Genomic DNA, 13,694 nt, shown 5'->3' on the forward strand with positions numbered 1-13,694 from the left:
GTCACGTGCTCACCTCTTTCGCTGGAGCCTCGGGGAGCGCCCAGGGGGCGCCCAGCTCGGAGTAGAGGGCGAGGTTGTCGGCGGAGGCGGCGACCAGGCCGTCGATGCCGTCGACGACGCGGCGGCCCTCCTCGGGCAGGAAGTGCCAGGCGGTGTCCGGGAGCGCGATCGGGTCGGGGGCGACGCGGATCGCCTCGACGACCTTCATGAACGCACCGGTCGCGTCCGGCGGGACCAGCAGATCGGTGCCCTCGACGAGATGCGCGACCAGGTTCTCCAGCAGGTCGGTGCGGCCGTACTCGATCTCCTCGGGGCCGTGTCCGGCTCGCTGGACCAGGACGCGGTCCTGCTTGTACCAGTAGGTGATCCGGCCGCTGGTGCCATGCACCACGACATACGGGTCGTCCGGGTCGGCGGCGCAGAGGGTGGCGGCGACGGTGATCCGGCCGCCGTCGGCCGTGGTGATCCGCACGCAGGAGGTGTCGTCGGACTCGATGTCGTTGGCGCGCAGCAGTTCGGTCTCGATGGCGGTGACGTCCTCGGCACGGCCGGCGTCGGCGAGGGCGAGCCCGGTGGCGACGGCGTGCGCGAGGGGGTTGGTAAGCGCCCCGTCGATGACGTCCACGCCGTTCAGGCGGCGCTTTCCGGCCCAGGGCGCACGCCGGTAGTACGCCTCGGCGCGGGCCCAGGCTCCGGCGCCGCCGATGCCGACGACCTCGCCGACCAGCCCGTCGGCGACCATCTTCCGGATCTCGGGCACGGCGTGCGAGCCCAGCGACTGGAAGCCGATCTGGCAGACCACGCCCGCCTCGGCCACCCCGTCCGCCATCCGCCGGAACTCCGCGAACGACGGCGCCGGAGGCTTCTCCAGCAGCAGATGCACACCCCGCCGGGCAGCCGTCAGCGCCAGATCGGTGTGGGTGGGGATCGGGGTGCAGATCACGGCGACCGCCGCGCCCGTCGAGTCGAGGAGCGCCCCGAAGTCGGGCGACTGCTCGGGCGTACCGAGGCCGTCCGGGATCTCGTCGGCGCCCAGCGGGGTCAGCTCGCAGATCCCGGCGAGCCGCACGATCCCCTGGTCGGCCAATCGCCGGATGTTCTCCAGGTGCCAGCGGCCATGGCCCCGGGCGCCCGCGAGGACGAGGGGAAGCGGGGTTTCGTAGGACGTGCCGGTGCTGTTCGGCGTGCTGGTGTTGTTCATCGGATTCTCCCTGCGCCCGCGCCGCGTGCCACCTCTCGGTCGGCCTTCTCGGCGCTGTCGATCTTCTGGTGCAGGGTAGGCGTCCAGCCCACGTCGGCCGTGAGATCGCGCTCGCTGCCGGAGTTGTAGGCGTTGTGGATGGCCAGAAGATCCACCGGATAGCCGTTGAAGAGGGTGCCCGTCTGGTGGAGGGCGGTGCCGTTCCAGCTCTTGACCAGGTCGGCGACCTCGATGTGGCCGGGGGTGGTGAAGGCGTTGTTCTCGGCGTAGAGCGCGGACTCGGTGGAGACGCCGAGGGTGTAGCGGTAGTCGTGGGCGTCGGCCGGGGCGGATACAACGTATCGGTTGTTGTAGAGGTGCACCTGTCCGAAGCGGACGCGTGGGGCGCGCTGGACGACGGACTCGAACTCGTTGTGGTGCAGGGTGACCCGCAGCTTGCCCCGGTCGCCGGTCGCGGTGTCCCCGTTGCCGATGAGGATCGCCTTGTCGTGGTCGGTGAACCGGCTCCAGGAGACGGTGACCAGGTCGGAGGCGTTGGTGATGTCAAGAAGGCCGTCGTGCCGGAGGTAGTTGCGGCCGAAGTGGGTCGGCTCGTCCTCGTCCAGATGGCCCTTGTCGGAGAGGGTGACGTGGTCGATCCAGACATGGCTGGCGCCGCGCAGCCAGATGTTGTCGTACGCGGTCTTCCAGTCGCCGAGGCCGCCGGTGTTGGGCTGCCAGACGGGGAAGCAGTCGTAGGCGTCCCGCAGTTCGAGATTGCGGATGATCACATTGTCCGCGCCCTTGAGCTGGAGGCTGGCGCCCTTGAGAACCGCTGAGGAACCGAGGCCGACGATGGTGGTGTTGGAGCCGACGGCCAGCTCGATCCGCTCGGCCTGCTTGGCCGCCGACGCCTGGCGGGCCTCCTCCTGGGGGCCGCCGGGCTTGGCGGAACCCCAGGTGCGGGGGTCGTACGCGGCCAGGTACTCCTTGATGTCATAGCCGTCGGTGGCGTAGTCGTCGCAGTCGAGTCGGTCGCCGTCGTCGGTGGTGTTGGCGTCGATGGTCCCGGCGATCCGGATGATCTTGGGGGTGGCGCTGCCGCCGTCGAGGGCGCGGACCAGCTCGCTCCGCGTCCGTACGGTGAGGACATGGGCGTCGTCGGCGGTGGAACCCCCCGTGGTCCCACCGTCGGCCGCGGCCCAGCCGTCGTCGGCCGCGAGCGTGTCCCGGCTGATGTCCCGGGACTCCGCCCCGGCCGGGGTGGTGAGCGTGAGGCCCAACACCCCGGCGAGGGCGACGAGTTGCAGTGCTCTTCTGCCGCGTATGCGCATGCTCATCCCTTCACGGCCCCGGCGCTGAAGCCCGTGATCAGCCACTTCTGGATGAAGGCGAAGACGATGACCACCGGTACGGCGGCGATGATGCCGCCCGCGGCCAGGGCGCCCAGGTCGACGCTGTCGGCGCTGAGCAGGGTGTTGAGGCCGACCGGGATGGTCTGCTTCGCCTGGTTGTTGAGGAACATCAGGGCGAACAGGAAGTGGTTCCAGGAGTGCACGAAGGCGAAGGAGCCGACCGCGATCAACCCGGGCCGCAGCAGCGGCAGGACGATCACCCGGAACGCCGTGAAGCGGTTGCAGCCGTCCACCCAGGCCGCCTCCTCCAGGGAGTACGGCACGTTCTTGATGAAGTTGCTGAGCAGGATGATCGACAGGGGCAGCTGGAACACCGTCTCGGCGAGGATGACACTGCCGAGGGAGTTGATCATCCGCAGCTCGGCGAAGATCTGGAACAGCGGGACCAGCAGCAGGGCGCCCGGCACGAACTGGGAGCACAGCAGGGCCAGCATGAACCCGCGCTTGATCTTGAAGTCGAAGCGGGCGAGGGCGTAGCCGCCGGCCAGGGCGACGATGGTGGTCATCACCAGGGTGGCGACACCGACGAGCACGCTGTTCTGGAAGTAGATCCCGAAGGACCGTTCCGTCCAGACCTTCTCGAAGTGCTCGAACGTCACGGGCCAGGGGACCAGTGAGCTGGAGCCGGGCTCGCGCAGCGCGAAGAGCAGAATCCAGTAGAAGGGGATGAGGGTGAAGACGAGGTAGAGGGACAGGGGCAGATAGATCTGCCAGCGCGGTACCTCGTCCCAGGCGCGGCGCTGCTTGCGGGGCCGTTGGGGCTCCTCCGCCTCGGATCTCGGCGCGGACACGGGCGGTACGGTCCTCTCGGCGTCCTTGGTGATCACTTGGACTCGCCTCCGAACTTGCTCAGCCGCAGATAGACCATCGAGCAGAAGAGCAGGATCACGAACGCGACCGTGGTCAGGGCGGACGCGTAGCCGAAGTTGTGGGCGTCGACCGAGGTGTTGGCGATGTACAGCGGGAGAGTCGTGGTCTCACCGGCCGGTCCGCCGCCGGTCAGGGTGTAGAGGAGGTCGACGTTGTTGAACTCCCACACCGCGCGCAGCAGCGTGGAGAGGATGATCGCGTCCTTCAGATGCGGCAGCGTGATGTGCACGAACTGCCGGATACGGCTGGCGCCGTCGACCTCGGCGGCCTCGTACAGGTCCTTCGAGATGGACTGGAGGTCGGCGAGGATGAGGATCGCGAAGAAGGGGACACCGCGCCAGAGGTCGGCGACGATCGCCGCCGGGAAGACGGTCGAGGTGTCCGAGAGCCAGCTGACGCCGTACTCGCCGATGCCCATGTCGGCGAGGTAACGGGTGATACCGGTCTGGGAGTTGTAGAGCAGCACCCAGATCGCCGAGGTCAGCACGCCGGAGACGGCCCACGGCGAGAACACCAGCGCGCGGCCGAGGGCCCGGCCCACGAAGGTCTGGTTGACGATCAGGGCGAGGGCCAGACCGAACAGCAGTTGCAGTCCGACCTCGACGACCACCCATTTCGCGCTGAAGATCAGCGTGTCCCAGAACAGCGGGTCCTCGGTGAAGGCGTGGACGAAGTTCTCGAAGCCGGCGAAGCCGTTCCGCCAGGGCTTGGTGGGGTTGTAGTGCTGCAGGCTGTAGTAGAAGACGCTGATGACCGGGTAGGCGATGAAGCCCAGCATCAGCAGCGCTGCTGGGGCGATCAGGAGGTACGGCAACCTGCGCGGGGTGGCTGAGGCACGGCGCGTACGGCTCCGCCGGGGTGGCGCGGGGGGTTTCGCCATGGCTGCGGCTTGGGCCATGAGTGGAACTCCGTTCGGGTGCGGGGGGCGCGGTTCGGGGTGCCTCTTACGGTTGCGTGGCGTCGGCGGGTGTGTGGGGGCTGGTCGCGCAGTTCCCCGCGCCCCTTTTTGGTCACCCGGCGCCACATCGATTACCCGGCGTACGGGTCCTGGACCTTGCCCGGTCTTGACAGGAACTCGAAGTCGCAGCCTGTGTCGGCCTGGGTGATCTGGTCGTTGTAGAGGGCGCCGTAGCCGCGTTCGTAGCGGGTGGGCGGGGGTGTCCATTCCGCCTTGCGGCGGGCCAACTCCTCGTCGTCCACGTTGAGTTGGAGGGTGCGGGCCTTGACGTCGAGGGTGATCGAGTCGCCGGTGCGGACCAGGGCGAGGGGGCCGCCGATGTATGACTCGGGGGCGATGTGGAGCACGCAGGCGCCGTAGCTCGTGCCGCTCATCCGGGCGTCGGAGATGCGGACCATGTCCCGTACCCCCTGCTTCAGCAGATGGTCGGGGATGGGCAGCATCCCGTACTCGGGCATGCCCGGTCCCCCCTTGGGGCCGGAGTTGCGCAGCACCAGCACGCTGTCGGCGGTGATGCCGAGCGAGGGGTCGTTGATGGTGCGCTGCATGGTCTTGTAGTCGTCGAAGACCACCGCCTGACCGGTGTGTTCGAGCAGGTGCGGCTCGGCCGAGATGTGCTTGATGACCGCGCCGTCCGGGCAGAGGTTGCCGCGCAGTACGGCGACCCCGCCCTCGGCGGCGACCGGGTTGTCGCGGGTGCGGATCACGTCGTCGTTGTGGACGAGCGCGCCGTCCAGTTGCTCGCGCATCGTGTCGTACGAGACGGTCGGGCGGTCGAGGTGGAGCAGGTCGGTGATCCGGGAGAGGAAGCCGGGGAGGCCGCCGGCGAAGTGGAAGTCCTCCATCAGGTAGGTCTGGCCGCCGGGCCGGACGTTGGCCAGCACCGGCACCGTGCGCGCGATGCGGTCGAAGTCGTCGAGGGTGAGCTTGACGCCCGCGCGGCCGGCCATGGCGATGAGGTGGATGACGGCGTTGGTGGAGCCGCCGAGGCCGAGGACGGTCATGACGGCGTCCTCGAACGCGTCGGCGGTCAGGATCTGGCTCAACTTGCGGTCCCTGTGGACCAGTTCGACGATCCTGAGCCCGGCCGCCGCCGCCATGCGGTCGTGGCCGGAGTCGACGGCCGGGATGCTGGAGGCGCCGGGGACCGTGACGCCGAGGGCTTCGGCGGCGGCGGTGAGCGTGGAGGCCGTACCCATGGTCATGCAGTGGCCCGGCGAGCGGGCGAGGCCGCTCTCCAGTTCCTGCATCTCGCAGTCGCCGATGAGCCCGGCGCGCTTGTCGTCCCAGTACTTCCACATGTCGGTGCCGGAGCCGAGGACCTCGCCCCGCCAGTGGCCCGGCAGCATGGGCCCGGCCGGCACGAAGACGGTGGGGAGATCGACGCTCGCCGCGCCCATGAGCAGGGCGGGGGTCGACTTGTCGCAGCCGCCCATCAGGACGGCGCCGTCGACCGGGTAGGAGCGCAGCAGTTCCTCGGTCTCCATCGCGAGCATGTTGCGGTAGAGCATCGGGGTCGGCTTCTGGAAGGTCTCGGAGAGCGTCGAGACCGGGAACTCCAGCGGGAAGCCTCCGGCCTGCCACACCCCCCGCTTGACCGCCTGCGCCCGGTCACGGAGGTGGACATGACAGGGATTGATGTCCGACCAGGTGTTGAGGATCGCGATGACGGGCTTGCCGAGGTGCTCCTCGGGGAGATAGCCGAGCTGGCGGGTACGGGCGCGATGGCTGAAGGACCGGAGGCCATCGGTGCCGTACCACTGGTGACTGCGCAGCTCTTCGGGGCGCTTTCTCAGCTCGGCGTTTTCCTGGTGGTGCTTCGTGTCGCTCTTTTCCCGGTTGTGCGCGGAGTTGTTCGTCATATGGACCACCCGGCGGCTATGGCGGCGACCTCCGCGCGCTCGGACTCGGGCAGCTCCTTGCTGGGCGCCCGGACGTCCCGGCGGCAGAGGCCGAGGGAGGCGAGGGCCTCCTTGACGACGGTCACGTTGTTGGCGGAGCTGTTGGCGCCCCGCAGTTCCTCGAAGCGGCGGATCTGCTCCCAGACCTTCATGGCGGCCGGGAAGTCTCCCGATCGAAGCGCTTCGATCATGTTCAGCGAAACGGCCGGGGCGACGTTCACCAGCCCCGAGGTGAAGCCGGTGGCACCGGCCGAGAAGTACGAGGGCGCGTACGGCTCGGCGAGCCCGGCCACCCAGACGAAGCGGTCGAGGCCGGCGTCCCGGGCGAAGGCGGCGAAGCGGGCCGCGTCCGGGACGGCGTACTTGACGCCGATGACGTTCGGGCAGGAGTCGGCGAGTTCGGCGAGCCGGGCCCCGGGGAGCTGGGCGTTGCGGATGTACGGAACGACGCCCAGCTCGGGCACGGCCTCGGCGATGGCCCGGTGGTAGTCGACCCAGCCGCCCTGCGCCACATACGGGTGGACCGGCTGGTGGACCATCACCATGTGGGCGCCGACCGCGCGGGCGTGCTCGGCGGTGGCGATCGCGGTCGGGATGTCGTGTCCGACGCCGACGACGATCACGGCCCGGTCGCCGACCTCGTCCATCGTCAGCTCGGTGACCAGCCGCCGCTCCTCGGGGGTGAGCGCGTAGAACTCGCCGGTGTTGCCGTTCGGGGTGAGGGTGGTGATCCCTCCGTCGAGCAGCCGACGCAGCAGGGCCCGGTGGGCGTCCTGGTCGACGGTGCCGTCCCCGGCGAACGGTGTCACCGGGATGGCCACCACGTCGGCCAGGGCCGCCCGCCCGGTCTCGAACGTCACGCTGCTCATGGATGACCTTCCTCTTCGAGGACTGGACTCACTGCCTTGCGGGAGTCACGGGTTGGGCTCGGGCTTGCGGAGCTTTCGGGCCTACTCGTCCTCGCGGGCCTCGGGGAAGGCCCGCTGGACGAAGGAGGCGATGTGCGCGTGCAGTGCGGCCGCGGCGCCGTCGGCGTCACCGTCGAGGGCGAGCCGCAGGATCTCCCGGTGCTCGGCGGCCTCCCGCTCCCAGGAGGGGTCGGCCGCCCAGGCGACGGCCGAGACCAGCGCCGCCTGGTCGCGTACCTCGTCGAGCATCCTCCCGAGCAGCGGATTGCCGCACGGGACGTACAGCGCGCGGTGGAACTCCCGGTTGGCCAGCGACCGTTCGGCGGTGTCCGTGGCCCCGTCGGCCCTGGTCAGCGCGGACCGGGCGGCGTCCAGGGAGGCACCGCGCCGAACGGCACGCCGCAGCGCCTCCGGTTCCAGGAGCAGCCGTACGTCGTAGACCTCGCGCGCCATGTCCGCGTCCACCATGCGCACCGTGACGCCCTTGTACTGGCTCATCACGACGAGCCCGGTCCCGGCGAGGGTCTTGAGCGCTTCACGTACGGGTGTCTTGGACACTCCGAACTGCGCGGCCAGCTCGGTCTCCACCAGGGCCTGTCCCGGCGTCAACTGGCCGGTGAGGATGCGGTGCTTGATCCCTTCCAGCACGAACTGCGTGCGGGACGGGATGGGCGTGGGCACAGAGGTCATGCTCGGCCTCTCGGTTCTCGCGTATGCGATCTCACGTATGTGATCTCACGTATCGCGTCTCATATATGACGTACGAGGTACGACGCGTTGAAGGTAGGAGGGGCTTCACGGTTCGTCAATGCTTCTGACAAAAGAAGTGGTGCGCGGGGTCACATGAAGGCGGGACCGGCGGTCACACGATCTTGGTGTCGCCCACGCGGGCGGTCTCGGTGGGGCCGCCGAAGGTGACGGCGGCGCGCAGGGTGGCGTTCTCCGGGGTGAGGCCGGGGCCCACGTGGGTGATGAGGAGCCTGCTGGCCCCCTTGGCGTGGCTACCGGCCTCCTCCGGGGTGAGATGCACCCGGGGTTCGCCTTCGCGATGCGCGTCGGCGTCGGCCTCGCACAGGAACAGATCGGCGCTGCCCGCGAGTTGGGTGAGCGCGTCGCACGGGCCGCTGTCCCCGGAGTACGCGAGGACCCGGCCCTGGCACTCGGCGCGCAGCCCGTACGACTCCACGTCGTGGACGACGGCGCGGGCGGTGAGGTTGAGGTTCCAGTGCCGGACGGTGTGGCCGTCGTACAGGCGACGGAACTCGAACACACTGCTGAGGAAGGTCTCGTCGGGCCGGCCGAGGAATCCCGCGAGGCGCTGTGCGCAGCCGCCGGGGGCGTACACGGGGATCGGCGCCGGGAGGGTGAGACCGCCGTACGCGAAGCCGTAGTGGGCGGCGAGCAGATCCGCGCTGTGGTCGGCGTGCAGATGGGAGATCCAGATCGCGGTGAGCCTCGTGGGGTCCGTGTGCCTCTGCAACTCGGCGAACGTTCCGAACCCCGCGTCCACCCATATCTCGGCGCCCCCGCCGCGCAGCAGATAGCCGGAGGTGGGCCGGCCCGGCCCGGGGTGCGGGGAGGCGGTGCCGAGGACGGTGAGACTCAGGGGCATGGGGGCGAGCGTACGGAGACGGCCCCGCCCCCGCTCCCCGTTTACGACTCCTTGCTCCGCATTGCAGCACCTTGGATCTTCTTGTCGTCTACGTTGCGAGTGTGGATCTCTTCTCACACTCGTGGACGGCGCTGCGTGCGGCGGTCGCCGACCTCGACGACGCGGACTTCGCACAGCCGTCCGGGTGCAGGGGCTGGCTCGTACGGGACCTCGTCTGCCACCTGGTCATCGACGCACAGGACGTACTGATCACGCTGGTGACCCCGGCGGACGGGGAACCGACACGGAACGCGGTGACCTACTGGACGGTGTCCGAGACCCCGCCGACGGGTGATGACCCGCTGGACGCGCTGATTGTGCGGCTGGCCGCCGCTTACGAGGAGCCGGGGCTGCTGAAGTTCCACCTGGACGACGTGGGCTCGGCGGCCGGCCGGGCCGCCGAACTGGCCGATCCCTCACTCCGGGTGAGCACACAGGACATGGTCCTGACCGCCGGGGACTATCTGTCGGCGTACGTCCTGGAATGGACGCTGCACCATCTGGACCTGGTGGCACATCTGCCCCATGTGGCCGGGCCGCCGGTGGATGGGCTGGCCCGGTCACGGGAGATGTCGGAGGCGATTACGGGAACCGCATTTCCGGCATCGTTCTCGGACAAGGATGTGCTGCTGGTGGGCACGGGGCGACGGGGGCCGACGGATGAGGAGACGACCGCGTTGGGTGAACTGGCCGAACGGCTGCCGTTCGTCCTCGGCTGACACTCCGGCCGAACCCCTCGACTGTCGGTCGCCGAAGATGTCCTGCGGGGCTACGGCGTCCACCCCGGGTCCCGGCCGCTCAAGCCGATCGCCCGGTCGAGCAGCGGCTCGCCGTCCGGTACGGCCACTACCGGTCCGAAGATGCCTCCGCCCCGGGTGGGGTCCTCGGTCGCCGCGAGGAGGAAGGCGTGTGATGCCTCCAGGGCCGCCGGGTCGGGGGCGTACGGCTGGCCGGTGGCTCGGGCTAGGTCCCATCCGTGTACGACCAGTTCGTCGATCGCCACGGCACCGGCCACCGCTCCCGGCAGCGGGACCCCACCGGCCCGGGTCTCGCCCGTCCAGGCCGCGGGGTCGCGCCAGGCCTCGGCCAGCTCGTCCAGAACCGTGGGCAGGGTCTCGCGCCAGCCGGGCTCGATGTCGGGTACGTAGGTGTCCGGGGCGGTGTCGGTGGTGGCCCCCAGATCCTTCCGTCCGGCGTCCCGGAAGGCGATGGCGAGGCCCAGGAGGTGCCCGAGCAGATTGCGCACGGCGTACTCCGGGCACGGCGTGGGCCCGGAGAGCTGCACATCGCTCACCCCGCGCGCCAAGCGGGCCACGACGCGCGTCTGCGGCCCGAGGTCGAGGTTCGCCGTACCGTCGTCGATCATCAGTCGCTCCTCACAGACGTCCCGAAGGGTGCCGGCCGGTCCCTTCGCAGATCCCGTCAACGTTCCCCCTCAAGAGATAGACCGCCGTCGTACGAAGAACTCATCGCGCCGCCGTACGGAGAATCCTCGGCTCCGCTGTCCGTAGCCCCCGGCTCCGCCGGCGGCCCTGCTCCTGGCCGCGGCGGGGCTGCTGCGCGTCCGTCGGACCGGCCCTCCTCGTCCTGGAGGGGGGAGGCGCCGGAGCGGTTCGGAGGTCTGATCGGACCGCGGGGATCAGGGTTCGTGCGGGAGTTGCGCCACGCGCGTCCGAACACGCCTGGCCCTGGGGGCATACACCACCCCCTCACCTGAATGAGCGATTCCGGCACCGGTGTCGACGCGATCAGACTCGGGGTGGATGGTGCGCACCTCCGCTCCCGGAGCATCGGCGAGTTCGTCGTCCCTGCGCCGGTCTCCTCCGTCTGTCCGTCAGTTCACCACTCCACGGCCCTGATCCGTGGCACCCCCAGGAGGACCACCATGTCCAAGTCCAGGAGAACGCTGTCCGGCACGCTGTTCGCCGCCGTCGCGACGGTCGCGGTGCTGACCGGTCTGAGCGCGGGTCCGGCGCAGGGCGCACCGAGCGCACCCGGCCGGGAAGGGAAATCCCCGACCGCCCCGGTCGCGCCACGGGACGACAGCCGCGCTCCCGACCGGGCCGCCGACGCTCCGCTGAGCGTGCCGCCCGACGCGGCGTCGGCGCTGGCGACGATCCAGGAACGGATCGCCCGCTACGTCGACGCGGAGGGCACCAAACACACCTTCGGCAGCTATGTGGACCCGGCCACCGGCAGGATCGTCATCGAGACCGACGCACCGCAGAGCGTGGTGACCACGCTCACCAACCTCAACGGCGAGCCGCCCGGTCAGGACGAGGCCGCGGACGAGGCGCAGGTGCGCCGTACGACCACGGGCGACAGGTTCAGTCGCCGGGACGACTCGCCGGCCTTCTACGGCGGTGGCGGCATCACCTCACCCGGCGCCGGCATCTGCTCCTCCGGCTACGCCGTCCAGAACGGCGCCGGGACCCGGTTCATGACCACCGCCGGCCACTGCTTCGCCGACGGCGCCACCGTCACCACCGAGTCCGGCAGATATGTGTACGGCACCGTCTCCCACCGGCGTCTGCCCACGGTCACCGGCCATCCGATGGATGTGGAACTCATCGGCGGGCAGTCCTACGCCAGTCGTATCTTCACCGGCGGCATCGACAGCATGAGCAGCCTCCCGGTGGTCGGGGCCGGTGGCGCGGTCGTCGGCTTCGACGACTACTGCCACAGCGGTCGCACCACCGGCGAGCACTGCGGCCATACGGCGACCAGCACCACCGCGCAGGTGTGCACGGGCACCGGCTGCAAGTCGCCCGTCGTCGCCTTCACCGGGGGCACCCTGCCCCAACCCGGTGACTCCGGTGCGCCGTTCTACGTCAAGGACTCCACCAGCGTGTGGATTCGCGGTCATGTCATCGCGGGCAACACCGGCACGGCCTATGCCCAGGGCTACCCCGAGGTGGCCTCCGCACTCGGGGTCGGCATCGTGACGGGCTGACCGTCGTCCTGACGAGTTGACCGTCGTCCTGACGAGTTTGATCGTCGTCTGACGGGTTGACACCCGTCCCCGAGGCCACCGCCCGCGCCTGTGGATCTCCTTCGGTCCCCCTCCGGCCGTGTCACCGCACCTCCAGTGGCCACGGTCCGCCGAAGGACTCCACAGGCGCACCGCCGTCCGGGATGATCACCACCCGCGCGTACAGGTCGTAGGCGCCCGGCGGCAGGGGCCCCACGTCCGGGTCACAGGACACGAGGGTCGCCTCACCGGTCAGCCGTCTGCTCTCCCCGGGGGCGGCATCCCATGGGACCCCGATCAGGTCCCGCGCCACCGGCAGCGTCACGACACGGCCGTCGCGGACCAGGAACACCTCGGCGACCGGGGCCGCCAGTCCCCGGACGGCGGTCCGGCTGGTCGCCTCGACCGTACCGACGACCGATTCCTCACCAGCGGGCACCGCGGCGGGGAACCGGCCGGTCAGGGCCAGCACGCCGACGGTGGCAGGCGGCCGGAACGGCTGCCCGCACAGCAGAGCGGTCGTGCCGACGCCGGTCTCGGAAGCCACGGTTGCCGCCTCCTCAGAGGTCCGGAAGGTTCGCGATGCCACAAGGCACCTCTTCCACGCCACAAGGCGCCTCTCCCATGCGGCGAGTCGCCCCTTCAACCCTCACCCCACCGCGGTCAGCGCCTCCCGCGCCGCCGTCAGATCCTGGTCCGAGGCCAACCCGGCGTGGTACAGCCGGATTTCGGTGGCGCCGAGTTCGGCGGCCCGCCCCGCGTCGTCCGCCAGGGTTCCCGGGCTGCCGCCCATCCCCGACACGACACCGAAGTTGGCGGCGATCACGGCCCCCTCGACGCCGACCTCGGCGAACGCGGGCAGCAGGCCCGGCCCTCCCGCACATGGCACGACCACCCCGTCCGCCACTGCGAGGATGTGCGCCGGGTCGACTCCGGGGTTGGCCCCCACGTGGTACGTCACCGGGTCCGCGTGGAGCAGGATCTGGAAGCCCTCCGGCGCGGCGCCCCGTACCGTGCGCACGGCCGCCTCCTGGAGGGTGCGGGCGACGTCGTCACGCCAGGCGCGGGTACCCGTCGCCAGTTCGGCGCCGAGCAGTTTCTCCACGGCCGGCCAGCCCTCGTCCCCGTCGACGGGCCGGCCGCGCCACAACGGCTGCAGTGCCGCGCGGACGGCCACCGCCAGCGCGTCCGGGTCGAGGCCGACCCCGGCGTAGCCCTCCCGGCAGGTCCCGCAGAAGCAGAGCGCCATCAGGTAGTGCCCGGCGTCCCCGAGCCCGACCCCGCCGGTCTTGTCGTGGGCGTGCAGATGCTGGAGGCCGTACCAGCCGAGGGACTCCAGTTCGGTGCCCAGGGCCCCGGGGCGGATCGCCGCCTCGACGGCGAGGTCGATGAGGTACTCGCGGGTCGCCGGCTGGGCGATGCACGGTGCCCAGGGATAGCGGTCGCCGTACGCGTTGACGACGGAGGTTGACGGGTGCTCGGCGCCCAGGCGGGAGTTGTGCGCGAGGACGACCCAGGTGTGCACGTCGAGCCCGGCGGCGGCCAGCGCCTCGGCGGCCTCCCCGAACGCGTCACCGGGTGCCCACTCCCCCGCCGGGTACGGCCGCAGCGTACGCCCCTCCCACCTCTCGCCCGGCGGGTACAGCACGGCCGCGTGTTCGGCGGTGACGATGCGGTGCCGGGGGTGGCGGGGGGTCAGCGCCCGCGTGGAGTGGTAGGCGGAGGCGAGCGTCACCTGCCGCACACCGAGTCCGGCGATGCGCTCCGCGGCGCCCGGATCGCCGTTGACGTCCCATGGGTAGACGAACGTCGACGCCTTCACTTGCCCTCCCGGCCTTCG

At 70.4% G+C, this 13,694-nt stretch carries 13 protein-coding genes; 2 read left to right on the top strand and 11 right to left on the bottom strand.

The genetic code is table 11. From position 1 onward, the window contains the following. Position 1: 1 nt before the first annotated feature. The 8 genes from ACWD4G_RS28495 to ACWD4G_RS28530 all read right to left on the bottom strand — a co-directional run bounded on the left by ACWD4G_RS28495 (position 2) and on the right by ACWD4G_RS28530 (position 8,844). On the bottom strand, positions 2-1,201 hold the full coding sequence (locus ACWD4G_RS28495; RefSeq protein WP_451298288.1) for a Gfo/Idh/MocA family protein: 1,200 nt from the start codon (positions 1,199-1,201) through the stop codon (positions 2-4). Next, positions 1,198-2,520 carry a pectate lyase family protein gene (locus ACWD4G_RS28500; RefSeq protein ID WP_451298290.1) on the bottom strand — a complete coding sequence of 441 codons (1,323 nt, stop codon included), beginning with the start codon at positions 2,518-2,520 and terminating at the stop codon, positions 1,198-1,200. The genes ACWD4G_RS28495 and ACWD4G_RS28500 overlap by 4 nt, the downstream gene beginning before the upstream one ends. After that, a complete protein-coding gene (locus tag ACWD4G_RS28505; RefSeq protein ID WP_451298292.1) occupies positions 2,517-3,422 on the bottom strand; it encodes a carbohydrate ABC transporter permease in 906 nt (301 codons plus the stop codon). Before ACWD4G_RS28505 ends, ACWD4G_RS28500 begins: the two co-directional genes overlap by 4 nt. Then, the gene (locus ACWD4G_RS28510; RefSeq protein ID WP_451298294.1) at positions 3,419-4,363 is read right to left on the bottom strand and encodes a carbohydrate ABC transporter permease; all 945 of its coding nucleotides are present in this window, start codon (positions 4,361-4,363) and stop codon (positions 3,419-3,421) included. Before ACWD4G_RS28510 ends, ACWD4G_RS28505 begins: the two co-directional genes overlap by 4 nt. Before the next feature lie 131 nt (positions 4,364-4,494). Further along, complete coding sequence (gene araD / locus ACWD4G_RS28515; RefSeq protein ID WP_451298296.1) at positions 4,495-6,285, bottom strand: L-arabinonate dehydratase; 1,791 nt, start codon at positions 6,283-6,285, stop codon at positions 4,495-4,497. Further along, on the bottom strand, positions 6,282-7,193 hold the full coding sequence (locus ACWD4G_RS28520; protein WP_451298298.1) for a dihydrodipicolinate synthase family protein: 912 nt from the start codon (positions 7,191-7,193) through the stop codon (positions 6,282-6,284). Before ACWD4G_RS28520 ends, araD begins: the two co-directional genes overlap by 4 nt. A gap of 81 nt (positions 7,194-7,274) precedes the next feature. Then, positions 7,275-7,922 (bottom strand): GntR family transcriptional regulator, encoded by a 648-nt coding sequence (locus ACWD4G_RS28525; RefSeq protein WP_451298300.1) that lies wholly within the window; start codon positions 7,920-7,922, stop codon positions 7,275-7,277. Between the two features lie 172 nt (positions 7,923-8,094). Beyond that, positions 8,095-8,844 (bottom strand): MBL fold metallo-hydrolase, encoded by a 750-nt coding sequence (locus ACWD4G_RS28530; RefSeq protein WP_451298302.1) that lies wholly within the window; start codon positions 8,842-8,844, stop codon positions 8,095-8,097. Between the two features lie 101 nt (positions 8,845-8,945). On the opposite strand from ACWD4G_RS28530, the gene ACWD4G_RS28535 reads away from it, so the two are divergent. Continuing rightward, positions 8,946-9,602 carry a maleylpyruvate isomerase N-terminal domain-containing protein gene (locus ACWD4G_RS28535; RefSeq protein ID WP_451298304.1) on the top strand — a complete coding sequence of 219 codons (657 nt, stop codon included), beginning with the start codon at positions 8,946-8,948 and terminating at the stop codon, positions 9,600-9,602. A gap of 50 nt (positions 9,603-9,652) precedes the next feature. On the opposite strand, the gene ACWD4G_RS28540 is transcribed toward ACWD4G_RS28535, so the two are convergent. Continuing rightward, positions 9,653-10,249, bottom strand: coding sequence for a TIGR03086 family metal-binding protein (locus ACWD4G_RS28540; RefSeq protein ID WP_451298306.1), 597 nt, complete (start codon positions 10,247-10,249; stop codon positions 9,653-9,655). A 351-nt stretch (positions 10,250-10,600) separates the two neighbouring features. Between ACWD4G_RS28540 and ACWD4G_RS28545 the strand changes: the two genes are divergently transcribed. Further along, complete coding sequence (locus tag ACWD4G_RS28545; protein ID WP_451298308.1) at positions 10,601-11,836, top strand: hypothetical protein; 1,236 nt, start codon at positions 10,601-10,603, stop codon at positions 11,834-11,836. Between the two features lie 121 nt (positions 11,837-11,957). Here the strand turns inward: ACWD4G_RS28545 and ACWD4G_RS28550 are convergent, their stop codons facing one another. Together ACWD4G_RS28550 and ACWD4G_RS28555 are read right to left on the bottom strand one after the other, a co-directional pair. Beyond that, positions 11,958-12,401 carry a hypothetical protein gene (locus ACWD4G_RS28550; RefSeq protein WP_451298310.1) on the bottom strand — a complete coding sequence of 148 codons (444 nt, stop codon included), beginning with the start codon at positions 12,399-12,401 and terminating at the stop codon, positions 11,958-11,960. Positions 12,402-12,503: 102 nt separating this feature from the next. After that, positions 12,504-13,676, bottom strand: coding sequence for a hypothetical protein (locus tag ACWD4G_RS28555; protein ID WP_451298312.1), 1,173 nt, complete (start codon positions 13,674-13,676; stop codon positions 12,504-12,506). Positions 13,677-13,694 lie beyond the last annotated feature (18 nt).

The sequence above is a fragment of the Streptomyces sp. NPDC002643 genome (assembly GCF_053592555.1).

Coding starts and splice junctions, on each gene's coding strand:
- ACWD4G_RS28540 (WP_451298306.1), bottom strand. CDS start 10,249: ATGATCGACGACGGTACGGCGAACCTCGACCTCGGGCCGCAGACGCGC.
- ACWD4G_RS28525 (WP_451298300.1), bottom strand. CDS start 7,922: ATGACCTCTGTGCCCACGCCCATCCCGTCCCGCACGCAGTTCGTGCTG.
- ACWD4G_RS28500 (WP_451298290.1), bottom strand. CDS start 2,520: ATGAGCATGCGCATACGCGGCAGAAGAGCACTGCAACTCGTCGCCCTC.
- ACWD4G_RS28520 (WP_451298298.1), bottom strand. CDS start 7,193: ATGAGCAGCGTGACGTTCGAGACCGGGCGGGCGGCCCTGGCCGACGTG.
- ACWD4G_RS28495 (WP_451298288.1), bottom strand. CDS start 1,201: ATGAACAACACCAGCACGCCGAACAGCACCGGCACGTCCTACGAAACC.
- ACWD4G_RS28510 (WP_451298294.1), bottom strand. CDS start 4,363: ATGGCCCAAGCCGCAGCCATGGCGAAACCCCCCGCGCCACCCCGGCGG.
- ACWD4G_RS28545 (WP_451298308.1), top strand. CDS start 10,601: ATGAGCGATTCCGGCACCGGTGTCGACGCGATCAGACTCGGGGTGGAT.
- araD (WP_451298296.1), bottom strand. CDS start 6,285: ATGACGAACAACTCCGCGCACAACCGGGAAAAGAGCGACACGAAGCAC.
- ACWD4G_RS28530 (WP_451298302.1), bottom strand. CDS start 8,844: ATGCCCCTGAGTCTCACCGTCCTCGGCACCGCCTCCCCGCACCCCGGG.